Annotated in this window: 21 protein-coding genes and 3 pseudogenes; 13 read left to right on the top strand and 11 right to left on the bottom strand. The window is 65.0% G+C overall.

The window, feature by feature from the left end; translation table 11 throughout:
- Positions 1-83 precede the first annotated feature (83 nt).
- The 5 genes from HDG39_RS04995 to HDG39_RS04975 all read right to left on the bottom strand — a co-directional run bounded on the left by HDG39_RS04995 (position 84) and on the right by HDG39_RS04975 (position 7,785).
- The gene (locus tag HDG39_RS04995) at positions 84-2,951 is read right to left on the bottom strand and encodes an Hsp70 family protein (protein WP_221305616.1); all 2,868 of its coding nucleotides are present in this window, start codon (positions 2,949-2,951) and stop codon (positions 84-86) included.
- A gap of 5 nt (positions 2,952-2,956) precedes the next feature.
- Entirely contained in the window at positions 2,957-4,804 is a 1,848-nt protein-coding gene (locus HDG39_RS04990) for an Hsp70 family protein (protein WP_184003734.1), read from the bottom strand.
- Positions 4,801-5,400: a DUF2760 domain-containing protein gene (locus HDG39_RS04985; RefSeq protein ID WP_184003732.1), complete on the bottom strand. Its 600-nt coding sequence runs from the start codon at positions 5,398-5,400 to the stop codon at positions 4,801-4,803. The genes HDG39_RS04990 and HDG39_RS04985 overlap by 4 nt, the downstream gene beginning before the upstream one ends.
- Before the next feature lie 334 nt (positions 5,401-5,734).
- A complete protein-coding gene (locus tag HDG39_RS04980; protein WP_184003730.1) occupies positions 5,735-6,313 on the bottom strand; it encodes a hypothetical protein in 579 nt (192 codons plus the stop codon).
- A 227-nt stretch (positions 6,314-6,540) separates the two neighbouring features.
- Complete coding sequence (locus HDG39_RS04975; protein WP_184003728.1) at positions 6,541-7,785, bottom strand: tyrosine-type recombinase/integrase; 1,245 nt, start codon at positions 7,783-7,785, stop codon at positions 6,541-6,543.
- A gap of 504 nt (positions 7,786-8,289) precedes the next feature.
- Between HDG39_RS04975 and katG the strand changes: the two genes are divergently transcribed.
- Complete coding sequence (gene katG / locus HDG39_RS04970; protein WP_184003726.1) at positions 8,290-10,548, top strand: catalase/peroxidase HPI; 2,259 nt, start codon at positions 8,290-8,292, stop codon at positions 10,546-10,548.
- A gap of 235 nt (positions 10,549-10,783) precedes the next feature.
- Here the strand turns inward: katG and HDG39_RS04965 are convergent, their stop codons facing one another.
- Positions 10,784-11,800, bottom strand: a complete 1,017-nt coding sequence (locus HDG39_RS04965; protein ID WP_184003724.1) for an alcohol dehydrogenase — start codon at positions 11,798-11,800, stop codon at positions 10,784-10,786.
- Between the two features lie 206 nt (positions 11,801-12,006).
- On the opposite strand from HDG39_RS04965, the gene HDG39_RS04960 reads away from it, so the two are divergent.
- Both HDG39_RS04960 and HDG39_RS04955 read left to right on the top strand, forming a co-directional pair.
- Entirely contained in the window at positions 12,007-12,564 is a 558-nt protein-coding gene (locus tag HDG39_RS04960; protein ID WP_184003722.1) for a carboxymuconolactone decarboxylase family protein, read from the top strand.
- Positions 12,565-12,601: 37 nt separating this feature from the next.
- Complete coding sequence (locus HDG39_RS04955) at positions 12,602-13,477, top strand: helix-turn-helix domain-containing protein (protein WP_184003720.1); 876 nt, start codon at positions 12,602-12,604, stop codon at positions 13,475-13,477.
- A 112-nt stretch (positions 13,478-13,589) separates the two neighbouring features.
- On the opposite strand, the gene HDG39_RS04950 is transcribed toward HDG39_RS04955, so the two are convergent.
- The gene (locus tag HDG39_RS04950) at positions 13,590-13,844 is read right to left on the bottom strand and encodes a hypothetical protein (protein WP_184003718.1); all 255 of its coding nucleotides are present in this window, start codon (positions 13,842-13,844) and stop codon (positions 13,590-13,592) included.
- Between the two features lie 29 nt (positions 13,845-13,873).
- Here HDG39_RS04950 and HDG39_RS04945 point away from each other — a divergent pair.
- From HDG39_RS04945 to HDG39_RS04915, 7 genes and pseudogenes are all read left to right on the top strand, one after another.
- A pseudogene (locus HDG39_RS04945) lies at positions 13,874-14,023 on the top strand (transposase domain-containing protein); the annotation flags it as partial.
- A gap of 43 nt (positions 14,024-14,066) precedes the next feature.
- Complete coding sequence (locus HDG39_RS04940; RefSeq protein ID WP_184003716.1) at positions 14,067-14,378, top strand: hypothetical protein; 312 nt, start codon at positions 14,067-14,069, stop codon at positions 14,376-14,378.
- A 180-nt stretch (positions 14,379-14,558) separates the two neighbouring features.
- Complete coding sequence (chrA, locus tag HDG39_RS04935; protein ID WP_184003713.1) at positions 14,559-15,800, top strand: chromate efflux transporter; 1,242 nt, start codon at positions 14,559-14,561, stop codon at positions 15,798-15,800.
- Between the two features lie 159 nt (positions 15,801-15,959).
- Positions 15,960-16,814, top strand: coding sequence for a potassium channel family protein (locus HDG39_RS04930; RefSeq protein ID WP_184003711.1), 855 nt, complete (start codon positions 15,960-15,962; stop codon positions 16,812-16,814).
- Positions 16,815-16,985: 171 nt separating this feature from the next.
- The gene (locus HDG39_RS04925; RefSeq protein ID WP_184004182.1) at positions 16,986-17,261 is read left to right on the top strand and encodes a DUF1488 family protein; all 276 of its coding nucleotides are present in this window, start codon (positions 16,986-16,988) and stop codon (positions 17,259-17,261) included.
- A gap of 130 nt (positions 17,262-17,391) precedes the next feature.
- On the top strand, positions 17,392-17,826 hold the full coding sequence (locus HDG39_RS04920) for an Hsp20/alpha crystallin family protein (protein WP_184003709.1): 435 nt from the start codon (positions 17,392-17,394) through the stop codon (positions 17,824-17,826).
- 48 nt (positions 17,827-17,874) lie between these two features.
- Positions 17,875-18,568 (top strand): annotated as a pseudogene (locus HDG39_RS04915) (BON domain-containing protein).
- A gap of 72 nt (positions 18,569-18,640) precedes the next feature.
- Here the strand turns inward: HDG39_RS04915 and HDG39_RS04910 are convergent.
- Together HDG39_RS04910 and HDG39_RS04905 are read right to left on the bottom strand one after the other, a co-directional pair.
- A complete protein-coding gene (locus HDG39_RS04910; protein WP_184003707.1) occupies positions 18,641-20,005 on the bottom strand; it encodes an MBL fold metallo-hydrolase RNA specificity domain-containing protein in 1,365 nt (454 codons plus the stop codon).
- A gap of 187 nt (positions 20,006-20,192) precedes the next feature.
- Complete coding sequence (locus HDG39_RS04905; protein ID WP_260327532.1) at positions 20,193-20,963, bottom strand: cytochrome b; 771 nt, start codon at positions 20,961-20,963, stop codon at positions 20,193-20,195.
- A 163-nt stretch (positions 20,964-21,126) separates the two neighbouring features.
- Between HDG39_RS04905 and HDG39_RS04900 the strand changes: the two are divergent.
- Positions 21,127-21,393: pseudogene (locus HDG39_RS04900) on the top strand (LysR family transcriptional regulator); the annotation flags it as partial.
- A gap of 173 nt (positions 21,394-21,566) precedes the next feature.
- Here HDG39_RS04900 and HDG39_RS04895 read toward each other — a convergent pair.
- Positions 21,567-22,259: an NnrU family protein gene (locus HDG39_RS04895; RefSeq protein ID WP_184003705.1), complete on the bottom strand. Its 693-nt coding sequence runs from the start codon at positions 22,257-22,259 to the stop codon at positions 21,567-21,569.
- A 309-nt stretch (positions 22,260-22,568) separates the two neighbouring features.
- Here HDG39_RS04895 and HDG39_RS04890 point away from each other — a divergent pair, with 309 nt between their 5' ends.
- The gene (locus HDG39_RS04890; RefSeq protein WP_184004178.1) at positions 22,569-23,261 is read left to right on the top strand and encodes a response regulator; all 693 of its coding nucleotides are present in this window, start codon (positions 22,569-22,571) and stop codon (positions 23,259-23,261) included.
- Between the two features lie 121 nt (positions 23,262-23,382).
- Positions 23,383-23,649, top strand: a complete 267-nt coding sequence (locus tag HDG39_RS04885) for an Hpt domain-containing protein (RefSeq protein WP_260327531.1) — start codon at positions 23,383-23,385, stop codon at positions 23,647-23,649.
- Between the two features lie 336 nt (positions 23,650-23,985).
- Here the strand turns inward: HDG39_RS04885 and HDG39_RS04880 are convergent, their stop codons facing one another.
- On the bottom strand, positions 23,986-24,993 hold the full coding sequence (locus HDG39_RS04880; protein WP_184003703.1) for a Gfo/Idh/MocA family protein: 1,008 nt from the start codon (positions 24,991-24,993) through the stop codon (positions 23,986-23,988).
- Positions 24,994-25,024 lie beyond the last annotated feature (31 nt).

Raw genomic sequence — 25,024 nt, 5'->3', positions numbered from 1 at the left:
ACGCAGGTATCCGCCTGTGTGCGCGTTGCTGTGCATCTGGACGCCGCACGGGCGGTGCTGAGCTTCGCGCCGCGCAAAACGCTTTAGCCGCCGATCAGCTTCAACCCGACCGGCAGCGATTCGCCGAACACGCGACCTTCGTCGGCGTTATCGAGCGCGACGACTTCGCTGACCATCGTGATCCAGGCGCGCGGCGCGCTCGCCGCTTCGAGGCGTCGCACGACGCTCGCGCGCAGCTCGTCTGGCAGATCGCGCGAGCGGTCGCCGGTCATGCGGGCGATCTGGACGGCCGCGAAGGCGGCGGGGTCGACCTTCTTCCAGTCGAGCGCGAGGATCGCATCGAGCCATTGCGCGGCGACCTCGGGCGGCACGACGCTATGCGCGCTGCCGTAAAACGGCTGGCGCGCGCCGATCCGTCCGACCGCCCACCAGCTTTGATGGTTTTCCGAGGGCTTTTTCAGGCGAGCGAGCACCGCCTCGCCGAGTTCGATCTTGCGTTCGGCCGGAATCCGTTCGAGCGATGCCGACAGGCGCACCATATCGGCGAAGCCGGTCTTCGCGACATCGAACGGCAGCTTGTGACGCGATTGCGCGGCCTTCTGCAGATAGTCCATCGCGTCGAGCACGCGCAGCTGCGCATCTTCGCCGAGGCCGCCGGCCGCGCGGCGCCACAGCGTCCACCATTCCGACCATACCTGGCTGTCGGTCACGTACTGGATGCCATCGTCGAACAGCGTCCACAGTTGCTCGACGCGCCATTCGTCGAGCGGATAACCGAAGCCAGGCCGCACGCAATAGCCGGCCAGATTCAGCCACAGTCGTTCGTGATCGGCCGAGCGGCGGCGGCGGCGCGCGCGCTCCCACAGCGCGCCGAACAGTTCGCGCAGCAACGCGCTGTTCCAGCTGTCGCGCGGGCCGAGCAGATGTTCGAGCTGCGCGCGCAGTCGTTTGATCTCCTTCGGGTCGACGTTTTGCGCGCGGGCGCCGAAGCAACGGTCGATCAGTTCGATCGCGCGACCGAGCGCCGGCTGGCGTTGCGGTGCGCCCTCGGCGGAAAGGTCCACTTGCGCGTCGGCGTGGCGCAGCTGGAATTCGAGCAGCCAGCGTTGCGACGGCTCATCGAGCTCGATGCAATGGACGTCGAGCGTGCCGACCTCGGTCAGCGACGTCGCAATGCGCACGGCGGTTTCGCGAGCGCGATGGCCGTCGCGTGGCTGGACGATCGTCGCGATCGGCGGCAGGCGCACGAAGTCGCCGCTCGCGAGGTCGACCAGTTCGCCGGGCTGATACGCGGTGTCCGCGCTCGACGACACCAGGTGAAAGCGCACCGGATGCCCGAGCCGCAGCGCGAACGTGCGCTCCGCGATCAGAATCTCGTGAGCTTCCTCGGTGCCGCGCGGCAGCAGGCAGATGCCGCGTTGCGCGGGCGCCGCGTCCGGCTCGGCGTCGTCTTTGCCGGCAGGCGTTTCGTCGAGCACCAGAAAATAGCTGCGCGGCGAACCGCCGCCGATTTTCGGCGCGAAGCCCGCGCGCGCGAGCGTATAGGCGACCGCGCCGCGTGCGACCGCGACGTCGGGGTTGTCGTTGTGAAGCACGTTGAGCGGCGCGCCGCGCCACCCGCCGAGCGTGTCGGCCAGACGCCGCGACAGCGCGTCGGCGCGGAACACGCCGCCGTTGAGCAGCAGCGTGTCGGGAACGGGCAGGGCGGCTGTGCCGGATGCGTCCGGCGTGCTGGAATCCGCGCCCAGGGCCTTGCGCGACTGCGCGGCGAAGCGTTCGAGAAACGCCGCTATATGCCGGGTGACCGCCGCATCGGTCGCGTACGGCAGGCCGAATTCGACGATCGCGCCGCGCGGCCGGCCCGGACGCTCATCGGCGGCCACCTGCGGAAAGAAACCATCGACGATGATCTTCTCGACCTCGTCGCGCGTGACCTGCGTCGTGCGCGCGCCGCCGATCAGCTTCGAGCCCGCGCCGAGCAAGGTGACCGGCGCCGACTCGGGCGCCTGCGCGCCGAGCAATTGCTCCTTCGCGACGCGGCATCGCTCGACCAGCTGCGACAGGCTCGCCGCCGATAGCCGTTGCGGCGCCTGCGCACCGCCGCCGGCGCCACCCAACAGCCGCGCCTCGACCAGATGGGCGAGCGCGAGGTCCATGTTGTCGCCGCCGAGCATCAGATGATTGCCGACACCGACGCGCGTCAGGCGCGGCTCGCCGTCGTCGGACAGGCCGACTTCGATCAGCGTCAGATCGGTGGTGCCGCCGCCGACGTCGCAGATCAGCACGAGCCGGGTGTCCGCCAACTCGTCGGCAAGCGTGTCGCGATGCCGGAACAGCCAGTCGTAGAACGCGGCCTGCGGCTCTTCGAGCAGCCGCAGCGACGGCAGCCCCGCGAGCCGCGCCGCTTCGACGGTCAACGCGCGCGCGCCTTCGTCGAACGATGCGGGCACCGTCAGCACGACGTCCTGCTGTTCGAGCGGCGCCTTCGGAAAGTGCTGGTTCCATGCGGCGCGCACGTGCGCAAGGTAGCTCGCGCTCGCGTCGAGCGGCGAAATCTTGCGGACGTCGTCGGGCGCGCCCCACGGCAGGATCGGCGCGACGCGATCGACCGACGCGTGCGACAGCCAGCTTTTCGCGCTCGCGACGAGCCGCCCCGGCACCTGCGCGCCGAGCAGCCGCGCGAGCCGGCCGACCACGACCGGCTGCGTCGCGTCCTTGCCGTGGGCCGACGCCGCACGCGCACCGGACCACGGCAACTGCAGATCGGCCGCGCTCAGCTCGCCGTCGGCCGCCTGATAACGCACCGACGGCAACAGCGGCCGCGCGGCGACTTCGCCGGGGCTCACGAGTTGCTCGATCTCGAACACACGAATCTGCTGCGATCCGGCTTGCGCGTACGCGAGCACCGTGTTGCTGGTGCCGAGATCGATGCCGACGCTGTACCGCTTCATGTCAATCACGCATTCGCGTTGCCGCGCACGTCGAATTCGACTTTCCAGCGCTCGTCGGAGCCGCGCGGGATCGCTTCGAGTTCGAGCGTGCCCGCTTCGGTCACGCGCGCGTGCAGCTTCACCGGCACGACTTCGCCGGCGGTGCGGCCGGCCGCCGGCAGCGTCGCCTGGATTTCCTCGAGTTCCTGCAACTCCTCGGGGCCCCAGTAATCGAGCAGCGTGCCGACCTGATCCTGACGACGCACCGACGAGCCGAAGAAGCGGAAATGCACGGGCTCGCCGACGACCAGCCCGAACTCCTGCGCGGGCAGCTCGGCGTCGGTGCCTTCTTCCATGCCGAACGGCGCGACGCACAGCGCCTGCACCGGCGGCTCGAGCCCGGGCACGGCCGGCATCGCCGATTCGATCGCGATGTAGTACGCGCGCGCGGTGCCGCCGCGAATCCGCACGCCGCGGCCGCGCCGCACGTAGCCGTAGTAGGCCGCGCCGCGCGCGACCGCCAGATCGAGGTCCGCGCCTTCGAGCAGACGGGCCGGCGCCGCGCCTTCGGTCGCGAGCCAGCCGTTCAGCGTGCCCATGATCCGTTCGACCAGCAGCGTCGATTTGAACACGCCGCCGTTGAACAGCACCGCGGTCGGATGCAGGAAGCTCGCGTTGGGCGCGACATGCTCGCGCAGCCCTTCGAGTTCCGCCAGCGCGCCGACCTGACGCCCGAGGAACGCCGCCAAATGCCGCGTGATGCCCGCGTCCTGCGCATACGGCAGGCCGAGCTGCGTCAGACCGACCCGCGCGCGGCTCACCGGACGCGCGGCGCTGTCGACCTGCGGGAAGAAGCCGTCGAGGATCGTCTGTGTCAGTTCGGCGCGCGTCAGCTCGGTGCGGATCGAGCCGCCGATCAGCTTCGAGCCGCGGCTCGGCACGACGAGCGGCACGGTGTCGGTGGCGGGGTCGCTGAGCAGCGTTTCCTTCGCCGCGCGGCACGCGTAGGTGAGCGCGCGCAGTTGCCACGCGTCGGCCTGGGTACCCTGCGCGGCGAGCTTGCGCGCGACCACGTGCGCGAGCGCAAGGTCCATGTTGTCGCCGCCGAGCAGGATGTGATCGCCGACCGCGACGCGATGCAGTTCGAGATTGCCGTCGCGCTCGATCACCGCGATCAGCGACAGGTCGGTCGTGCCGCCGCCGACGTCGACGACGAGGATGATGTCGCCGACCTCGACCTGCTTGCGCCACTGCCCGCCGCTCTTCTGGATCCAGCTATAGAGCGCCGCCTGCGGCTCTTCGAGCAGCGTCATGCGCGTGAAGCCGGCGGCCTCGGCGGCCTCCGCCGTCAGCTCGCGCGCGGCCGGGTCGAACGACGCAGGGATCGTCACCGTGACGTCCTGCTCGCCGAACGGCGCGTCCGGATGCGCGTGGTCCCACGCCTCGCGCAGGTGCGTCAGGTAGCGCACCGAGCTTTCGAGCGGCGACACGCGCGCGACTTCGGGCGGCGCGTCGTTCGGCAGAATGCCCGCGCGCCGGTCGACGCCCGGATGGCACAGCCAGCTTTTCGCGCTCGACACGAGCCGGATCGGCGTGCCGGCGCCGCGGCTGCGCGCGAATTCGCCGACCGCGAATTCGCGCTGGCCGGTCCACGGCAGGTAGAGATCGCCGGAGGCAAGTTCGTCGGGATGCGGCAGGTACAGGAAGGAGGGCAGGAGCGGCAGATTATCGATTGCGCCGGGGCCCGTGAGCTGGGCGATCGACAGCACGTCCTGGGTGGTTTTCTCGCCGTCGCTCGCGTGCGTGTCCACGTAGGACAACGCGCAGTGCGTGGTGCCGAGATCGATGCCGATCGAATAGCGTGCGTCGTTCATAGCTCCACCTCCGCCGGTGCGATGACTTTAGCGTTATGACCGTCCGCCAGCTTCGGCAGACGCACATCCTCGACGCGCCAGCCGCGATGGCTGATGCTGCCGTTGAACGGCGCACTGCCGACCACGTTGCCGGTCAAACGGACCGAGCTCGCGTCGAACCCTGCGGGCAGCGTCACGCGGCTGCCTTCGGCTTCGTCGCGCACCGGGCGGATCGTGAAGTGCTCGCGCAGCGTCGCGCGGCAGCCTTCGTGCACGAGGCGCGCGGCCGCGCCGATGTCGGCGTCGCTATAGGCCTTGATGTCTTCCTCGACGAAATCGATGAAGCGCGCGTCGCGTTGCAGCAGGCCGAGCAGTTGCAGCGCGGCGTCGGGGGAGGCCTCCTTCAGCACCGGAGCGGGTTGCGGCTTCGGTTGCGGGGCGGCGGCGGGGGCCGGGGTTGCCGCGGCGGCGGGGGCGGCTGCCGGGGCCGCGCCGATCTTTTCGCCGTTGCGCAGGCGCAGGATGTCGGCGGCGAAGTCGCCATTGCCGAGAATGCTGAAAAACGTGCCGACGGCCAGCGAAATGCGGCCGAGGAAGGATGGATTCGAATCGCTCATAAAGGCTCCTGATCTGCTCTGTTGGGGACGAGCGGTCCTCGCCGCGCCGTGTGCGCCGGGCAGCGAAGCTGACGGGCCGGGCGGGGCTGTGATGTTGCGGGTCGGCGCGCGGCCCGGGGCGACGATGCAACCGCTGGGCCCGAAAACGGTTTGGGGACGCTTCGCGACCGGATCGGCCGCGCGTGCGGCGCGCGCAAAACCCGTATTTTGCCTTGCGGCGCGCCCGACGCGGGCAAAGCCGGCAATTCTAGCGGGCAATGGGGTGGGATTGGCGGGGAGTTGGGGGAAGCGGGCGATGCAGGAAGGCGCTTTGGCAGCGCGCCTATCAGCGACGTTATGACTTCTTCGGATCCTTCGACACCCGCTTTGCCGATGGTGCGGGCGCGGGCCTGACCGGCCCGGCGACGTGCATGTCGGCGCGGCGCGGTTGTCCGTGCGCGGCCGTCGCGGGTGCAGACCTGACCGGTCCGGCGGTGTGTCTGTCGGCTCGCGGCGGCTGTCCGTGCGCGGCCATCGCCGGCGCGGGGCCGCCCGGGTGCGCTAGCGGCGGATGCGCGCCCCCAGGATGCTCCGGCAGATGACCGTCATGGCTCACCATCACGCGATGCAGTTCCTCACGGCGATGGAAGACCTCCGCGCGATGATCGCCATGAGCATAGAACTGGCGATGCCGGACGCCGTCCCGGCCGACGACCCAGATATACGTATCGCCGCCGACGATCACCACATCGCGATCGACCACATTGGCGACGTACACATCGGTCGGCAACGGCTGATACGCGGTCACGGTCACTTCGTTGACCCGGTTCGGGGCGCTGACGAGCCGGTCTTGCCCACTGCTCACGCAGCCCGCGAGAAAGGTAGCGCACGCAGCCGACGCCAACATCGCGTTTGTGATGGTTTTCAAGTTCATTCCCCGGTTTGTATTGGTTATTTGTCGAGCGATGCCCGTTTAACGGTCGGCGTTTTGCATTCTTGAGATATGAATCGACGACCAGGGAAATGAGCGGGTAAACGCGCAGGCGCAAACGCATGCCCGGCGCGCATCGCCTGATGAATTGATCCAACTGGGAAATAGAAAGAAATAACGCAAAAATTCCGGCGCGCTTCACACGCACGCTTCACACGCCCGATCCGTGCTTAATTGCCACCCGCATTGCCGTCTTTGGACTTCGCGTCGTCCCAGTTCATCCGGTGTCGATTAACGGTCTCGGTATGCCGCGCGTCGTCCTCGGTGTGGAGGTAAAGACTGGTCGTATTCAGCGAAACGTGGCCGAGATTGTCGCGGATCGTGCGCAGATCGACGCCGCCGTCCGCCTGATGCGAACCGGCCGTATGCCGCAGCCAGTGCGCCGACGCGCGCTCGAGCTCGTCGGCGCGATCGGCGAATTCGGGGCCGCGCGCGCGCAGCCACATCGCTGCACCCGCGAAGATGCCCTTGATCGCGTCGTGAATCGCCGAGCGCGACAGGCAGCGGTTGCGGCCCTTGAACGGCAGCACGAGCGGCGTTTCCTCGGCGCGGGTCGGCAGGGCGGCGAGGCCATTGAGCGTGCGGTAGCTGCGCAGCTCCTGAACCAGTTCGGCCGACACCGGCACGATCCGCTCCTTGTCGCCCTTGCCGAGCGTCTCGAGCCACCACTGGTCCTGACCATCGGCGCCGAGCCTTCTGAAGAACTGGCCCATCTGCCCGCCAGCCACCTCGGAAATGCGCATGCCCTGCAAATAGAACAGCGTGGTCAGCCAGCGGCAACGCGCGTAGTACGCACGTTGCGCATCGGTATCTTGCGGCAGCTGCTCGACGAACAGCTTCACTTCGTCCCATAGCGACGTCGACAGATAGCGGGTGACGCGCGGCGCCGAGCGCTTCGCGCGTTGTCGCAGGAGCGCCATCGGATTGCCGCGCAGATAGCCGGCATTGACGAGCCACGTGAACATCGCGTTCAGGATGATCAGCGCCTGGCGCTGGCTGGCCGGCGACAGCGGCCCGTTGAACGGCCGCCAGCGCGCGTCGCCGCGCGCGTACTTGCCGCCGTTCGCCGACACCCAGCGCGCGGCCGGCTGCGGATCGGCGATGAACGCCTTGAACAGCAGCAGATCCTCGTGCGTCAGCGACGACAGCGGCTTGCCGAGCTGCACGACGGCCCACAGCAGCAGCCGCTCCGCTTCCTTGCGGTAGTTGTCGAAGGTGGTCTTGGTGTCCGCGTAATTGGACAGCCAGGCGCGCACGGCATCGAGGTCGTTGCGCGCCGATAGTTGCGAGTTTTCCGCCGCGCCGCGATTGGTGCCGTCGCGGCCATCGAGCAGTTCCGGCACGACGAGCGATTCGACGGGCTGGACGGTGGCGAGCTCAGCGTTCGGGGCAGCTTTCGGCACGGCTTTGGACACGGTTCGGGACACTCCTCGGGCGCACGCCGGTTGGCGTCATTCTGCTCCGCTCAGGTGCTGTCAGAAGCGCTCGCCTGAAAAGAAAGCAGTGCCCACTCTGTTGCGGACGAAACGCGAAACCCTATCACACAGTCGGCTGCGCCTGGCGCAAAACAGCCGGGTGCGCTCAAGCTTCGACGTGGTGTCGATCGATCGGCGTTCAGTGATGCGGGACGCCGCGCGGTGGCTACCCGATATAGTCGCCGCCTATTAGCGGCATTGCCGTATTCGAATTCTATTGAACTTTGTCCTCGCCTATATTCGAATAGGAGTAGTGCGCCGACGCTGGATTTCATGAGTGCACTGCCGAGCCATTCGGCTGACTGTCGGGTTTTCGGATCGTCAAATTGCCACGCGAGCCTGACACGATGACAAACGCATAACAAGTACCTTGCATGGATTGGAGAAAGTACCTAGGCACCGACTCCGATCGACAACGGAGACATCCTCCAAAGGAGAGAACGCATGTCAAACGAAGCAAAGTGCCCGTTCATCCATACCGCCGGCGGCGGGACGACCAATCGGGACTGGTGGCCGAAGCAATTGCGCCTCGACCTGCTCAACCAGCATTCGAACCGCTCCAATCCGCTAGACGAAGACTTCAACTATGCCGAGGCATTCAAGAGCCTCGACTACGCCGCGGTCAAGAAAGACCTCGCCGCGCTAATGACCGATTCGCAGCCTTGGTGGCCCGCGGACTTCGGCCACTACGGCCCGCTGTTGATCCGTATGGCATGGCATAGCGCCGGCACGTACCGCATCGGCGACGGCCGCGGCGGCGCAGGGCGCGGCCAGCAACGTTTCGCGCCGCTCAACAGCTGGCCGGACAACGTGAGCCTCGACAAGGCGCGCCGACTGCTGTGGCCGATCAAGCAGAAGTACGGCCAGAAAATTTCGTGGGCCGACCTGATGATCCTGAGCGGCAATGTCGCGCTCGAAACGATGGGCTTCAAGACTTTTGGTTTCGGCGGCGGCCGCGCGGACACGTGGGAACCGGATCAGGACGTCTACTGGGGCAATGAAAAGACCTGGCTCGGCGGCGACGTGCGCTACGGCAAGGGAGCGGCCGGCAGGGAAAGCGACGAAGGCGTGATCGTCGCCGACGAGGAATTGCACGGCACTGAGAAGAGCCGCACCGATCCGCCCGGACGCAACCTCGAAAACCCGCTCGGCGCGGTGCAGATGGGCCTGATCTACGTAAATCCTGAAGGCCCCGACGGCAATCCCGATCCGCTCGCCGCGGCGGTCGACATCCGCGAAACGTTCGCCCGCATGGCCATGAACGACGAGGAGACTGTCGCGCTGATCGCCGGAGGCCACACGTTCGGCAAGACGCACGGCGCGGGTCCTGCCGATAGCGTCGGCCCTGTACCGGAAAGTGCTGGCCTCGAGAACCAGGGGCTCGGCTGGCGCAGCAGCTTCGGCACCGGCAAGGGCGGCGATACGATCTCGAGCGGAATCGAAGTCACGTGGACCGCGACGCCGACGCAGTGGGACATGAGCTACTTCCAGAGCCTGTTCGGCCACGAGTGGGAGCTGACGAAGAGCCCGGCGGGTGCGAACCAGTGGGTCGCGAAGGACGCGCAGGCCACGTATCCGCACGCGCACGACCCGTCGAAGAAAGTGCTGCCGACGATGCTGACGACCGACCTGTCGCTTCGCCTCGACCCGATCTACGAAAAGATCTCGCGCCGCTTCATGGCCAACCCCGACGAGTTCGCCGACGCGTTCGCGCGCGCGTGGTTCAAGCTGACGCACCGCGACATGGGTCCGCGCGCCCGCTATCTTGGCCCGGAAGTGCCGTCGGAGCAACTGCTGTGGCAGGACCCGATTCCGGCCGTCGATCACCCGCTCGTCGATGACAAGGACGTCGCGGCGCTGAAGCAGAAGATCCTCGCGTCGGGGCTGTCGGTGTCGCAGCTGGTCACGACCGCGTGGGCCTCGGCCTCGACGTTCCGCGGCTCGGACAAGCGCGGCGGCGCCAACGGCGCGCGCATCGGGCTCGCACCGCAGAAGGACTGGGCCGTCAACCAGCCTGCTGAGCTCGCGAAGGTGCTGAAGGTGCTCGAAGGCATCCAGAGCGAGTTCAACGGTGCGCAGTCCGGCGGCAAGAAGATTTCGCTTGCCGACCTGATCGTGCTGGCGGGTGGCGCCGGTATCGAGCAGGCCGCGAAGAACGCCGGGCAACAGGTGACGGTGCCGTTCTCGCCGGGTCGCATGGATGCTTCGCAGGAGCAGACCGACGTCCAGGCGATCGCGGTGCTGGAGCCGGTTCACGACGGCTTCCGCAACTATCTGGGCGGCAAGTTCCCGGTGGCGGCGGAGAAGCTGCTGATCGACAAGGCGCAACTGCTGACGTTGACGGCGCCCGAGATGACGGTGCTGGTCGGCGGCCTGCGCGTGCTGAAGGTGGGCGCTGGCAACGAAGGTGTGCTGACGAGCAAGCCGGAAACGCTGTCCAACGACTTCTTCCGCAATCTGCTCGACATGGGTACGGAATGGACGCCGGTGTCGGAGGCCGCGGAAACGTTCGAAGGTGCCGACACGAAGAGCGGCGAGGTCAAGTGGACCGGTACGCGCGTCGATCTGGTGTTCGGCTCGAACTCGGTGCTGCGCGCCTTGGGCGAGGTCTACGCGAGCGAGGACGGCAAGGAGAAATTCGTGCGCGACTTCGTTGCCGCGTGGGTCAAGGTGATGAATCTGGATCGTTTCGATCTGGCTTGATCCAGCCAGTGCTGGCGAGTAGTTCTTTGCCACGTCGACGCAGTTTTTGAAGGTGGATTTGCGAAGTCATCGAGCGCGCTTGCCGGGATGCCGGCAAACGCGCTTTTTCTTCGCCTCGTCACTGTTTCTGCGCCGCCGCCTTTCAGATGTTCGAGCACCGGGTGCCGATGACACCCGTGCTGCCCGTAACCAGAATGGTCATGCAATCTCCATTGCCGCCACTGGAGGCTGCCACTCAGACCATCTTCAACACCACCCTGAAACGCGCGTGCCCGCTCATCATCCGGTCGAAGGCCTGCGCCGCCTCGGCGAGCGGATACTCTTCGATCATCGGTTTGACGCCGGTGAGCGCGCTGAACGCGAGCGTGTCCTGCGAATCGGCCGAGGTGCCGGAGGGCCAGCCTTGCACCGAGTTGCGTCCCATGATGAACTGCACGATCGGCACTTCGACCGGCTCTTCGGAAACGCCGACCATCACCAGCTTGCCGTTCAGGCCGAGACCGCCGAGCGTCGCGGTCATTGCCTTGCCGCTCGTCACCGTGGCCAGTATCAGCTTCGCGCCGCCCAGTGCCTGCAGCTTCTCGGCGACGTTTTCCGTTTTGCTGTCGATGTAGTGATGCGCGCCCAGTTGCTGCGCGAGCGGGGCCTTGTCCTGACCGCGCGCGATCGCCACCGTGCGAAAGCCCATCTTGCGCGCGAACTGCACGCCGAGATGACCGAGGCCGCCGATTCCGAGAATCGCGACCACCTCACCGGCGCGCGCGCCGCTATTGCGTATCGCGTTGAACGTCGTGATGCCCGCGCAGAGCAGCGGCGCGGCATCGACATCGGAGAGATCGTCGGGAATGCGCGCCAGGGCTTCGACCGGGGCCACCATGTATTCGGCGTAGCCGCCGTCGTAGCTGATGCCGGGGATGAGGGCGAACTTGCACAGCACGAAGTCGCCCTGGCGGCAGTGTTCGCATTTGCCGCAATGCCCGCCGTGCCAGCCGACCCCGACACGCTGCCCGACCTGCCAGCCCTCGGCACCCGCACCGACCGAATCGATCACGCCCGCGATCTCGTGACCGGGCACACGCGGATAGGCCAGGCCCGGCCACAGGCCTTCCTTGGTCATCGCATCGCTATGGCAGATGCCGCAAGCCTGAATCCTGATACGCACGTGACCCGCGTCCGCCTCGGGCACTTCGCGTTCAACCAGTTCGAGCGGGCCGCCGGCCTGCTTCACTTCGACTGCTTTCATCGTGGCCATGATGTTCTTCCTTTCCAGTGACGAACGGGACAAGAGGGGAACGAACTCCAACATCATAGTCCGCGTTCAGGGCGGCTCGCCAGAAAGAAGCCGCCGCCGCATGGCCGATGGCGATGACATCCGATGTAATTGGCGCGCCGCGCGGCTGCCTCTACTCTTCGACTACCGCGCCGCCGATCCGATGGCGCACACGTCAAGGAGATACCATGTCCAGCTATCCCGTTCACACGATCGAGTCCGCTCCCGAGCAATCGAAAGCCGTGCTGCAAAAACTGCAACAGGCGTTCGGCCTGATTCCGAACATCGCGGCCAAGATGGCGGCTTCACCGGTGCTGATCAACGGCTTCATCGGCCTGTTCGAGCGCGTGCATGCGAGCAGTCTGACGGAACCGGAGATCCAGACGCTGCTGCTCACCAACGCCGTGACGAACGCGAGCGAATGGGCGGTGGCGTTTCATACCGCGCTCGGCTTGAACGCGGGCCTGCGTCGCGCCGATGTCGAGGCGATCCGCCACGGCGGCGTGCCCGACGACACGAGGCTCGCGGCGCTGTCGACGCTCGCGCGCACGCTGATCGAAGAACGCGGCCGCCTCGCCGATGAGGACCGGCAACGCTTCCTCGCGGCAGGTTTCAGCGCGGAGCAGATTCTCGAGGTGGTTGCGGTGGTCGCCGCCTCGACGATCACGAACTACACCGGCAGCGTGACCGAGCCGCCGCTCGAAACGCAGTTCGCCGAATTCGCGTGGCACGCGCCCGCGCGCTGAAGCGATCCCGTTCAGGCATCAACAGGAGGGCGACACGATGAACGTCACGAGTCACGATCCGAAAGTGCAGCCGGGCGATCTCGGCAGTCTGTTGCGCTATTGGCGTGACGTGCGTGGCGTGAGTCAGCTCGATCTGTCGCTCGAGGCCGGCATCTCGCAGCGGCAGATCAGCTTCATCGAAAGCGGGCGCAGCGTGCCGGGCCGCGACACGCTGCTGACGCTTGCGCAGACCCTCGACGTGCCGCTGCGCGAGCGCAATGCGCTGCTGCTTGCCGCGGGTTATGCACCGATCTATTCGGAAGCACCGTGGAATGCGCAGGAAATGCACGGCGTGGTTCGCGCGCTCGAACGGGTCGTGCGTCAGCATGAGCCGTTTCCGGCGCTCGTGATGGACCGCGACTGGAACGTGCTGATGACCAACGACGCGGCCCCGCGCTTCTTCAACTGCTTCATCGACATGAACGCGCGCGAAGGCCCGCGCAACATGCTGCATCTGATTTTCGATCCGCGCGGCATGCGTCCGTTCGTCGCCGATTGGCAGGAGGTCGCGCGAAGTCTGCTGCAACGCGTGTATCGCGAGTCGGTCGGTCATGTAATCGGCGCCAACACGAAGCGTCTACTCGATGAACTGCTTGCGTATCCCGACGTGCCGCGCGACTGGAAGACGCATCATGGCTCTTTCGCGACACCCGCGACGCTGCCGATGGTTCCGCTCGGCTTCATCAGCGAAGGCGTGGTGCTGCGCTATTTCTCGATGGTCACGACCGTGGGTACACCGCAAAACGTGGCCGCGCAGGAGTTGCGCATCGAATGCATGTTCCCCGCCGACGATGCCACCGAAGCACGCCATCGGCAGCTGCTCGCGGCGCATGCGTCCCCGCAACCTCCAATATCGGCAAACCGTATGCCGTGAAATAGCGATGTCTTCGGTTTTTGGGCGATCATCCGAGCCGATCAGGTTGAGCAATCCGACGCCACTCACTCTCCATGGACAACGGGCTTCTACTGTTTCCGGTCGCGGCGCTTCACGTCGAAGCAGCCGACGAGCCACTCTGGTTCCGCCGCGCGCCCAGTTCGCGCGCGGCCATCATCTCCGACTTCGGCGACGTGACCGAGGTGCTCGCGCGTGTGCCGGAATCCTGGTGCGTCGCGTATATCGTCGCGTCAGTTGAATACGTGATCGGCATGCCTGTCCAACCGGCATGCCGATCAAGGTCGCCATCACCGCCGACGAACTCAATGCGTTTCTCGCGATACGCGAGGCGTACGATTCGCTTCAACGCGAGCACGAAGAGGTCTGCACCTTGATGCGAGCGCCAATCTCTATTCGTTGGTCGAGACCTGCAAGGTCAACGGCATCGATCCCTATCGCTATCTCACCTGGCTATTTCAGCGTCTGCCTTCGGCGAAAAGCGTCGACGACTACGACGCGTTGCTACCCATGGAAGAGGCCCGATGAGCATCGCTGATCTTTATCGTCACCACACCTACCGGAGGAAAATATGACCGAACCGAAACAGATCAAGGCGTATATCCAGGATGCGTCAGGTCAGTTGCTGCCTCTTGCTGCGGATTCACTCATTCTCGAATTCCCGTCCGGCGAATCCCTGGAGATCGCTTGGGACACACCGCATCCTGACGACCCCCGGCCAGTTTGCGCGCAAGTATGGGGTGGGCGTCGCGTGCCGGTCGTTCAGACAGACGCCGATCTCGATGAAGTAAAACGCCGAACAACTCCGGTCGCGATCTTACCGTCAGCCGGGAACCTTGTGCTGGTTCATCCTTACTCGTTTAGCAAACACAAGCACGATTAGAATCCTCTGTCGTTCGAGCACGGCGCTTCTCAAATGAATGCCCTCTGAGAGACGCCAATGATGGATCGCATACGATCAATCGCGGGTGCGGCGCGTGGTCGCGCCGTAGGCCTCTATACTGTGCGTCGTCAATCACGAAGCCCGGCTCTCGAAACCGGCATCGCTCGAACCCGCACATCCATGGATACTGATTTGTCGTCGCCGCGCCGCTCACGGCTCACGCGCGTGATCGAGGTTTTCATCGTCTTTCTGAAGCTCGGGCTGACCAGTTTCGGCGGCCCGATCGCTCACATCGGCTACTTCCGGCGCGAGTTCGTCGAGCGGCGCCGCTGGCTCGACGATGAAGCCTTCACCGACCTGATCGGCCTGTGCCAATTTCTGCCGGGACCCGCGAGCAGCCAGGCGGGGTTTTCGATCGGGCTGCTGCGGGCCGGGTGGGGTGGGGGGCTAGCCGCCTGGTGCGGCTTCACGCTGCCGTCGGTACTCGTGATGCTGGCCTTTGCCGCGATCGCGCCGGACTTGGGCGGCGCGCTCGGCACGGGCGTGATTCACGGCCTGAAGCTCGTCGCGGTGGCCGTCGTCGCGCAGGCTGTCTGGGACATGGCGCGGCGTCTGTGTCCGGATCGCCGCCGCGCGGCAATCGCGCTCGCATCGCTTGGATTGCTCAGTGTGCTTGGCACCGTCTACGCCCAACTGATCGTGATCGGCGCCGGCGCCGTGCTCGGTGTCGCGCTGTGCCGGACCACGGCGGTGCAAGCGCCACGCGCCATTTCTCTGCGGGCCGGCGATTTTCAGGTGTCGCGTACGGCAAGCATCGTCGCGCTAGTGCTCTTCTGCGCATTGCTGTTCGCGTTGCCGCTATGGGCGGCAAGCGGGACCTCGCAAGGCATCCGCGTATTCGATGCGTTCTATCGCTCCGGCGCGCTCGTGTTCGGAGGCGGCCACGTGGTGCTGCCATTGTTGCAGCGTGCAACCGTCGCGACCGGATGGGTCGCGCCCAACGACTTCCTGGCCGGCTATGGCGCGGCCCAGGCCGTACCCGGACCGCTGTTCACGTTCGCGGCGTTTCTCGGCTGGATGATGGCGCTGCCACCCAGACACTGGAGCGGCGCACTGCTGGCGACAGTGGGCATCTTTCTGCCGGGTCTGCTGCTCGTTCTCGCCGCATTGCCGTGGTGGCAGGCGCTGCGCGCGCGTGCGGCGATGGCGGCGGCGCTTGCCGGCGTCAATGCCGCGGTGGTCGGCCTGCTGGCCGCCGCGCTTTATTCGCCGGTGTGGACGAGCGCGGTCCTGTCGGCGACGGATTTCGCCGTGGCGTGCATCGGCTTTTTGCTGTTGCTGCGCTGGAAGGCGCCCCCGCTTGCGGTCGTCGTGCTGTGTGTGGCGGCCGGCGTCGCGCAAACGGTGCTGCACCCGCTCTGACAGCGCTGATCGCACTCGCCTTTTGCACAAGCACTGATCTGCATCAAGGCTGACAGGCGCGGGTCGGTTAGCCTGCAACGATGATCGCGCGGCCTCGGTGCGTTTGCGGCACCAAGACGGTATTGCGCGAAAACCGACAGGCCGGAAGCCATTCGCGCGATGACGGACCACATGATCGACCACGGGCTCGGCGGCTACGGATTGGGCGGTGCCAGCGCGCACGACGGTCCGCGCGCCGTGCGGGCATGGCGCCAGCTGCGCTGGGGGCTGTGCGCGCTGAGCTTTTGTGCGATCCCCGCGTTCTACGTCGAACTGACAGTGCCCACCCCGCTGGCACTGAGCCTGTCGCGGACACTATACGTCGGCATGTTCGCCGGCTTCGCGTTGTCGTTCACCTGGCTGGCCCATCTGAGCAGACGGCCGAAGACGCTGCTCGCGAACAACTGGCTCGACCTGCTCATCGCGTTGGGCGCGGCGCTCAGCACCGGTTTCGGAACGCCGCCGTGGCAGCCCGTCGAATGGCTGCTGCGGCTGTCGTTCATGGGTGTCGTCGCGTTGCGCATCGTGCTGTCGCTGCGCGAATTCGTCACGCCGAACCGATTGATGTGGCTGCTGCTCGCCGGCGCGCTCGTGCTCGCGATGGCCGGCGCCGGATTTTACTGGCTCGAACCGCACGTGCACTCGTACTCCGAAGGGCTGTGGCTTGCGTTCGAAAGCAGCGCGACCGTGGGCTATGGCGACATCGCGCCGACGACGCCCGCGTCGCGCGTGTTCGCGGCATTTGTCGTGCTGCTCGGCTACGGCATGTTGTCGCTGGTCTTCGCGAGCATCGCCGCGGCATTCATCGGCAAGGAAGAGAGGGCGTTGCGGCGCGAGATGCATCGGGATATCAAGCATCTGAACGATGAAATCGTGCGCCTGCACGCTGAACTGAAGGCGTTGCGGCAGACGATCGACGCCGCCGCGCGACGCAGCGACGCCGCTGCGGGTTCCGTGACGCGCTCGGACGAATGACCATTCGCGCTCACAGGGCCGCGGCAAACGGGGCCACCGCGGACCGTGCGGGACCCCGCCTTGACGTACGTCAAATCCGCCGTGGATTGCGAGATTAAGCTGGAGACGTCGCGGCGGGTCCGCTACCTCGCATCCGCCGATGCGGCACTTCATGCCCGTGGGGGCGTCACCATGCACATTTCCTTTCCATCCTGCATGCCCGAATACTGCGCCCGCGATCTGGTGCTGGCGTTTCCGGCGCTCGTCGACGATCGGCCCGTGCAGTGCGCGATCACGGCCGAGGCGCTCGAAGACCATTTCGGCGCGCGCTCGCTGCGGGAAGACGATCTGCTCCAGGCGTTCCTCGCGCACCGTTCCCAGATCGAACAGGCCGCCCGGCGTCTGCTCGACGAGGTCGGCGCCAGGCCCGTGCTGCTGCATAGCGGGTTTTTCAGGTTTTGCGCGTGACTGGTCGGGCGGGTACGCTTGACGTGGATCAACGACGCGTCGTCGCGCCCGGTTACGCTGAAGACAGGGTGAGCCTGGCTCGGCCCGGTCGACTGGGCCCGCTCGCGGCCTGCTTATCAAGGAGAGTGCAATGAGCAATCTGACGCGTTTTGATCCCCTTTCGCTGGACCCTGTGTCGGAGCTGTTCCAAGGTTTCTTCCGGCCGATGCGGTCGATGCTGACGACCCAGGACACCGAACTCGCGTCGATGAAGATCGACGTGACGGAAAGCGAAGGGGCTTACTCGGTCAAAGCCGAACTGCCCGGCGTGGACAAGAAAGACATCGACGTGCAGATCGACGGGAGCGTCGTTTCGATCAACGCGAAGGTCGAGCGCAAGCAGGAGGAAAAGGAAGGCGAGCGGGTGATCCGCCGCGAGCGCTACGCCGGCACCTTCAGCCGCTCGTTCGCGCTCGGCGGCGAGGTCGACGAGGCGAACGCGAAAGCCGAGTACAGGGATGGCGTGCTGTCGCTCAGCTTGCCGAAAAAGGCGTCGGGCGATCGCAAGCGGCTCACCATCGACTGACACGCGAGGATGGCGCGCTGTCACGGGCGCGCCGCGAGGAGACACCTGATGCAAACCGACAGGCAACTGAAGCTGGAAGTCGAGGCAGAGCTCGAGTGGGACCCCGCGGTCACCGCGACGGATATCGGTGTGGAGGTGACCAACGGCGTCGTCACGCTGTCGGGCCATCCGCCGAGCTTTGCCGAGAAACTTGCCGCCGAAAAGGCCGCGCAGCGCGTGGCGGGGTGTGAAGGCGGTCGCGGTGGACATGCAGGTCCGCCTGCCGAAGCCGGACCAACACAGCGACGAGGACGTGGCGGGCGCGGTCCACGCGATTCTGTACTGGAGCGTCGCCGTGCCCAACGATGCGGTCAAGATCCAGGTGGAACAAGGCTGGGTCACGCTGACGGGCACGGTCGACCGGGCCTACCAGCGCCACGTCGTCGCGCGCGCGGTCGGCCAGATGCGCGGCGTCCGCGGCCTGACCAATGCAATCGAGGTGCGCCGCAAGGTTGCGTCGCAAGAGATCAGCAGGAACCTTGAAGAGGCGATGCGGCGGCGCGCCGAGCGCGAAGTCAGGCACATTGGCGTCGACGTGAAGGACGGCACCGTCACGCTGACGGGCAAGGTGGGCTCCTACGCGGAACGCAAGGTCGCGCGTGGCGTCGCGTGGAGCGCGCCTGGCGTCTGCGCGGTGGTCGACGATCTCGTTGTCGATGCGAGCGTCCCACGCGAACCCAACGGTGTCCCAGTCGAACGATAGCGGGCACGCTCCCACTCGCGACCGACGATCCCGTCCGGCCGTTGCATGCGCTTACGTCACGGGATGACGGGCTCAAAGCTGCCCGAGTTCGACGCTTTGCCCGTAGACGGGCACCTCGCAGGACCAGCCGAGCGTCTCGACGATGTGCCGCCGCATCGCCTCGGCCGCGGCGGGCTCGCCATGCGTGACGAACGTGTGGGCGGGCGCATCGGTCAGACTCGATAGCCAGGTCAGCAACTCGTGGTAATCGGCATGCGCCGACAGCGACGAGATCGATTCGACGTTCGCGCGCACCCGCACATATTCGCCGAACAGTTTGATCGACGGCTCGTGGGCCGCCAGCGCCGCGCCGCGCGTGCCGGCCGCCTGGTAGCCGACCAGCGCGATCGTATTGCGCGGATCGGACGCATACAGCCGCAGATGATGCAGCACGCGCCCGCCGGTCGCCATGCCGCTGCCCGCGATGATCACCATCGGTCCGTTATGCGACGCGATCGCCTTCGACTGATCGACGGTTCTGACCATGATCGCGGCCTTGTCGATCGCATTCGCGTCGGAGATCGTCAAGCGATGTTCGGCGAGATGCTTGCGATACACCTCCGTCACGCTGGTCGCCATCGGACTGTCCAGATAGACGGGCACGTGCGCCATGCGCCCGGTCTCCCTCAACTTCGCGATGTAGTAAAGGATTGCCTGCGCGCGCCCGACCGCGAAGCACGGCATCACCACCACGCCGCCTTTGGCGAAGGTCCGGCTGAAGATCCGTTCGAGTTCGTCGCGCGGATTCGCGTCCGGATGCAGGCGCTCGCCGTAGGTCGACTCGACGACGAGGTAATCGGCGTGCGCGAGCGGCGCGGGCGCGCGCATGATCGGGTCTTCGGGGCGGCCCACGTCGCCGGAAAACGCCAGCACCTTGTGATTGCGGCACATGACGACGCTCGCCGCCCCGAGGATGTGCCCCGACGGCAGGAAGCGGAAGCGCAGCCCGTGCGGCAACTCGACGGGCGAGTCAAAGCGTCGTGGCGCAAGCAGATGCAACGCGCGCTGCGCGTCGTCCTGCGTGTAGAGCGGCAGCGCCGGCTGATGCTTCGAGAACCCGTGGCGATTCGCGAAATCGGCTTCTTCCTCCTGCAGCTTCGCGCTGTCGGGCAGCATGATCTCGCACAGCGCGGCGGTGCCGGGCGTGCAATAGACGGGACCGCGAAAGCCGTGTCGCGCGAGCAACGGCAGATAGCCGCTGTGGTCGAGGTGGGCGTGAGTCAGGATCACCGCGTCGATCGAGTCGGCCGGCGCCGGCAGCGCAGCCCAGTTGCGCAGCCGCAGGTTTTTGAGGCCCTGAAACAGCCCGCAATCGACGAGGATGCGCAAGCCGGGTTCTTCGAGCAGATACTTCGAACCCGTGACGGTCTCGCTTGCACCGAGAAAGGTCAGCTTCATGGTTGCTCCGTTGCGCGCGGATGGATTCTCGCATGAGACCATTTCAGCGGATGTGAACGCCGGGCTTTTGATCTGGGTCATCGGTCGCGTAGCGCTCGCGCGCCTTCACACCCGAATGGGTGTGCTTCAGCGCGAGCAAGCCGATTGTTTCGTTATCGGTCAAGCGCCGGGCGGGCAAGTGAGCGGCTTACGCGTCGCCCGCTTTGCCCGACAGCATGCGCTTGAGCACGTCGTCGCGCAGCACATAGTGATGAAACAGCGCGGCGGCGGCATGTCCCGCCGCGATGACGATGATGGCCCAGCCGACAAAATCATGAGACTCACCAATGGCGTGATGCGTCGCCTTACTGGTGGGCGCGAACGGAGAGGGGATCAGCAGCCCGAAAAAGCTCATCGATTCGTTGCCGGACCATCGCAGTACGAAACCCAGTACCGCTTCGCCGACCAGCAGCGCGTACAGAACATAGTGGACGCCTTTCGCGGCCCGCTCGACCCATCCCGCGGCAGACACGGGACTTTGATGTCCGGGTATCAGACGCCACCCAATGCGCACGATCAACACGGCCGAAAGCAATATTCCAAACGACATGTGGGAAACGATCATCAGGTGACGCGTGGGTTTAGGCGCAAAGCCCCAGGTTTGGGCGAGTCCAAATTGGGCCAACACCAGAATCACCGTGATCCAATGCAACAGGATCGAGAAAGAGTCGTATTGCGTGCGGTCATCGCCGGCTGCGATTCGCGTCGCTGTCGCGGTCGCGGATGAATGTTTGAGGTTGGTCATCGGGTCGAGCGAACAGGATGGAAACGTTGAGACGCCACGAAAAACGCAGGCTGCGGCTGGCCCGGCACGCGGAGTGCAGGCACCACGGGGCGCGGTGAGCTCGCGGTGCTGGCGACATTTGACGTACCCCCGGCCCGCTAGCGCCTGCGAAGCGTACCAGCATGTGCTGAACAATTTCTGAAGAATAGGGCAAGCGCCGAACCAGCGCCACGTTCAGTCACACGATCGAGCGGCCTTGCATGCATGTCAACGGCGACGCGGCGCGGCGTTGAATGCGGCACTGCACCTCCGTTTGCCGTAAAACCACAGGCAGCCACGCTGGCGCTTCGAGGGCAGTCTGGCAGGCGCAGGCCGTCGGCTGGGCCGCTCGCCCGCGGCGGTGAGCCGGGCCATCGCGTTTCTGGAGACGCATACGGGCACGCCGCTGCTACACGGCACCACGCGCACGATCCGGCTCAGCGAGGCGGGCGAGCGCTATGCGCTGGCGTGCCGGCGCATCCTCGCGGATCTGGAGGAGGCGGACCTGCTCGCAGCCGACGAGCGCTCCGCGCCGCGCGGACTGCCAGGCGTGACGGCGGCGGTGGCGGTGGGCGAGGAGGTGCTGCACGACTTTGGAAGTGCTCATGGTTTGTCTCACGGTGTGATTGATCTGGCCTGCTGGCCGTTCGAATCGATGGACCGATGGAGGGCACTGTAGGCGCATCCGCCGCGAATTCGAACACACACCGTGCACAAAGAGTCTTGCGCCACGAGAACAGATCTCGTGGAATCTGCCGGCTAGAGCCAGCGCCAGATGCCCGCGGGCCAACCGGAGAGCGGAATATGCGCCCAGGTCGCGACGAGCCAGAAAACGACGCCGCCCACCAGCGCGTGCATGCCGAACCCGCCCAGCCGCCCGCGGCCGGCGGCGATCGCCGCGAACGGCAGATAGCTCGTCTTCGATTCCCATGCGGGCCACAGATCGGGTTGCAGCCGCCGTTTCTTGCGGTCCTGTAGCGCGGCACCGACCAGCGCGAGGATGATGATCGCCCCGGCAAGCACGATGTTCCGGGTGACCGGGAACACGGCGATATGGCACAGTCCCCAAAGCGCGAACGACCACATCATCGGATGACGGGTCACTGCGTACACGCCGCGCGCCGCGTCGGGAAACGCGGTGGGCCGGCCGCCGGTGGGCAACGCCGGGTTGCGGATCAGGGAGCCCATCAGAAGGATCGACGCGATCAGCATGAGCACGGTCACAACCGCCCACAGCACGTTGCCTGCCGGCCATAGCGGATCGGAGACGGGCGTCCTGTCGTAAGCCATGACCATCCAGCCGAACGTCAGTATCGCAATCAGCGAATAGACGCCCATGGCACCCCGTTCGCCGATTGCCCGGACCATACCCGCCCGCAGCGGATGGGACAGGAGAAAGTGGCTGCCGACAAAAGCGAATGCCGCCACGACAAGTACGTCGATGCTTTCCATTGGCCCGGCTCCTCAAGTCAGATGATCGGTCGACCGCGTGCATTGCGAGAATACTACTTCGCGCGCCACAGCGAATGCAGCGATCGCTTCGCGATTTCAATTGCCGCGCGTCGCAAAACCTTGGTTGGCAGTCTCGTCGTCGCAATGGCCGGGACACTCGCCATCGCGTCGACTGCGCAAGAGGGGCAATGGGCCCCCAACCATCCCCGGCGCATCATTCACGCGCGGAGCAACCCGGTCGACACCTGTTTTTCCTGCTACACGAAACTGTTTGCGGGCGATCAGCCCTATTTCAATGACATTGACAATATGGTCGCCTCCGAAATTCGGGTCATACTGGCTGACGACCACCCCATGATGCTGATCGGTATCGAACATGAGTTTGCAGATGTGAGCACGATCCAACGGGTAGGGAAAGCCAGCAACTCGACTGAACTGATCGCGCTTCTCACGAACACGCAATGTGACGTTGTCGTATCCGATTACGCGATGCCCGCGGACGAATACGGTGATGGAATTGCTCTGTTTTCGTTTATAAAGCGCCGGTATCCTGACATCAAGATCGTTGTGCTGACGATGCTGGACAACCCGGCAGTAGTACGTGCGCTCGTGACGCAAGGTGTAACGTGCATCGTGAGCAAGTCCGACGCTGCCACCCACCTTATCCCCGCGGTTCATGCCGTCCATCACGGCGGCAAATATTATTCGCCGACCATCAACGAGATCGTCCAGTCGATTGACTGGAACCGCCGGGGCAGGGGCTCCTCGGACGTCCTGAGTCAGCGCGAATCCGAAGTTGTGCGTCTTTTTGCATCGGGCCTGACGGAAAACGAAATTGCCGAACGGCTGAGTCGCAGCAAGAAGACCACCAGTACTCAGAAAATGAACGCGATGGAAAAGCTCGGTATTGAGCGAGAAGTCGATCTGCTCCGATATGCGTTGGATAATGGAATGGTGACTTCGGCGCAGAAAACATCGGACAGTCCTCCTTCCACAGAATGAACACAGGAAGCGACCCTGCGCTTTCATCGCGCTGCTCGAAAAACCGTCAACCTTCTTTGTGCGGGGGAATTGAAGCGAGTTACCGCTTGGCAACCCACGTCAGGCTGTCCGAAATACTGCGATGAGCCAGGCACTGAAGGAATCGCTCGAGGCGCTGTATGTCGCCATTGAACGGGTCGATATAAAAACGGTGCTGGCCCATCTTCATTCGCTACGCGGCTCCTTCGCGATGATTCAGGAGACCGAGGTGGCGAATGCGTGTGCACAGATGGAGCAGGAAGCCAGAAATAACGACATTCCTGCCGTCAAGGACGGGCTCGATCGTTTCGAACCACTCGCTTATTCGACGCTCGCGCGGCGCGTGATAAACGCGCAGCCAGAGGCGTGAGTTTTTTGCTTCAGCGCTGAATCAGCAGGCGTCTGGTCACTAACAGACGCTTGGGAATGACCTAACGTTGCTTGTCTTGGACGAAAAAATGCTGTGCTCCTGTTTCTGTCTGGCGCGTCGTACGGGACGATAAAAAGTCAGTCGCCTTTTTCGCCAAAACATATCTATCCCGACATAGCGACCAGCACACGTGACCCGTCACACAGTTTCGGTAGGATGCGCTCCTAATCAAGTTGACGATGCGCTTTACACACTGTTTCCGGGTCAGCTTGAGCGATGGCAACGGCGGAAACGAATGCGCGAAGCGTAGCGTAGAGCCGTTAGGCGGCAACAGTTTTAGACCGCATTTTCGACCGGTTCCGGTGCGCCGCCGTTGGCTGCAGAACGGTATCCTGCCTCGACGACAGCGATCGCATGCTCGGCCTCCCGCAAACCTGCAACCGGAGGACGACCATTCGCCAGATCGGCCCAGTTGCGCCTTAAGAACACCGAGTAAAACGCGTCCGTGTTGTATTCGACCGTCGCGGTGCGTCCCTGCTGTTGGTCCCGCGCTTTGATGTAAAGCTGGTCGGCATAACCCCGGGCGTAGGAGGAGGTATGCGAGATGGAAAACGCGAAGTCTCGCTGATCTTCCGCTGTCGATGGATACAGATAACCCGTTTCAATTACTCCGATTTGGCCCGCAGCGTTCCGGCAGGTGAACACGGCTTGCTCTTCGACGGTCACATCAGGCCGATACGTTCGCATCTGCGCCGAGACGTGGGTGATCGGGTTGTTTGTCAGGGTCGAGATCAGGTCGATGAAATGAACGCCGACATTTAACGTGCACCCTCCACCTGCATGCCGTTTATCGAGCATCCAACTGCACCCGCCGCGCTCATATCGAGCTACGGGGCCAACGATGAACCTGAACGAGAGATGCTGGTATCCCTCCGGCGTAAATCCCTCTGCGGGGGAAAGACGGGCAGCCAGATCGCTCACGCGCATGATGAAGGGAACACTGATGTAAACGCCGTGCTTCTCGGCGAGCTGCCGGACCCGGCGGACCTCCCGGAGATTAAGTCCGCAAGGCTTCTCGATGAGAAACGGAATGCCGCGGGCAATCAGCCGCTCGGCCAGTTCGGCCATTTCTGAATGACGGCTGAATACCAGGGCAAAGTCGAAATCCTCTTTGAGCAGATCTTCATTGGAGCCGTACAGCTTGCAATTCAGCTGGTCCGCGACTGTTGATCCAGCAAATGAGGCAGTATCTGAAATACCCACAACCTGGACACTAGGATCTCGCAATGCAGCGAGATAGAGGGGAAAGTGCCAGTGGCTAACGTCGAAAACAGCAATTCTCATAAGGGCTCCACAGCAGTGCGATTGTCGAGGG

Origin of the sequence: Paraburkholderia lebeckiae, from assembly GCF_014201005.1 — a bacterium.
Classification (GTDB): domain Bacteria; phylum Pseudomonadota; class Gammaproteobacteria; order Burkholderiales; family Burkholderiaceae; genus Paraburkholderia; species Paraburkholderia tuberum.
The sequence above is the reverse complement of the archived record's forward strand: the minus strand, read 5'-3'. Positions and strand labels throughout refer to the sequence as shown.

Excerpts from the sequence above, each read along its gene's own strand:
- HDG39_RS04880 (WP_184003703.1), bottom strand. The coding sequence starts at position 24,993 with ATGAGAATTGCTGTTTTCGACGTTAGCCACTGGCACTTTCCCCTCTAT.
- HDG39_RS04930 (WP_184003711.1), top strand. The coding sequence starts at position 15,960 with ATGACGGACCACATGATCGACCACGGGCTCGGCGGCTACGGATTGGGC.
- HDG39_RS04890 (WP_184004178.1), top strand. The coding sequence starts at position 22,569 with ATGGTCGCCTCCGAAATTCGGGTCATACTGGCTGACGACCACCCCATG.
- HDG39_RS04980 (WP_184003730.1), bottom strand. The coding sequence starts at position 6,313 with ATGAACTTGAAAACCATCACAAACGCGATGTTGGCGTCGGCTGCGTGC.
- HDG39_RS04965 (WP_184003724.1), bottom strand. The coding sequence starts at position 11,800 with ATGGCCACGATGAAAGCAGTCGAAGTGAAGCAGGCCGGCGGCCCGCTC.
- HDG39_RS04995 (WP_221305616.1), bottom strand. The coding sequence starts at position 2,951 with ATGAAGCGGTACAGCGTCGGCATCGATCTCGGCACCAGCAACACGGTG.
- HDG39_RS04925 (WP_184004182.1), top strand. The coding sequence starts at position 16,986 with ATGCACATTTCCTTTCCATCCTGCATGCCCGAATACTGCGCCCGCGAT.
- HDG39_RS04990 (WP_184003734.1), bottom strand. The coding sequence starts at position 4,804 with ATGAACGACGCACGCTATTCGATCGGCATCGATCTCGGCACCACGCAC.
- HDG39_RS04955 (WP_184003720.1), top strand. The coding sequence starts at position 12,602 with ATGAACGTCACGAGTCACGATCCGAAAGTGCAGCCGGGCGATCTCGGC.
- HDG39_RS04895 (WP_184003705.1), bottom strand. The coding sequence starts at position 22,259 with ATGGAAAGCATCGACGTACTTGTCGTGGCGGCATTCGCTTTTGTCGGC.
- HDG39_RS04960 (WP_184003722.1), top strand. The coding sequence starts at position 12,007 with ATGTCCAGCTATCCCGTTCACACGATCGAGTCCGCTCCCGAGCAATCG.
- HDG39_RS04920 (WP_184003709.1), top strand. The coding sequence starts at position 17,392 with ATGAGCAATCTGACGCGTTTTGATCCCCTTTCGCTGGACCCTGTGTCG.
- HDG39_RS04940 (WP_184003716.1), top strand. The coding sequence starts at position 14,067 with ATGACCGAACCGAAACAGATCAAGGCGTATATCCAGGATGCGTCAGGT.
- HDG39_RS04885 (WP_260327531.1), top strand. The coding sequence starts at position 23,383 with ATGAGCCAGGCACTGAAGGAATCGCTCGAGGCGCTGTATGTCGCCATT.
- katG (WP_184003726.1), top strand. The coding sequence starts at position 8,290 with ATGTCAAACGAAGCAAAGTGCCCGTTCATCCATACCGCCGGCGGCGGG.
- HDG39_RS04985 (WP_184003732.1), bottom strand. The coding sequence starts at position 5,400 with ATGAGCGATTCGAATCCATCCTTCCTCGGCCGCATTTCGCTGGCCGTC.
- chrA (WP_184003713.1), top strand. The coding sequence starts at position 14,559 with ATGGATACTGATTTGTCGTCGCCGCGCCGCTCACGGCTCACGCGCGTG.
- HDG39_RS04910 (WP_184003707.1), bottom strand. The coding sequence starts at position 20,005 with ATGAAGCTGACCTTTCTCGGTGCAAGCGAGACCGTCACGGGTTCGAAG.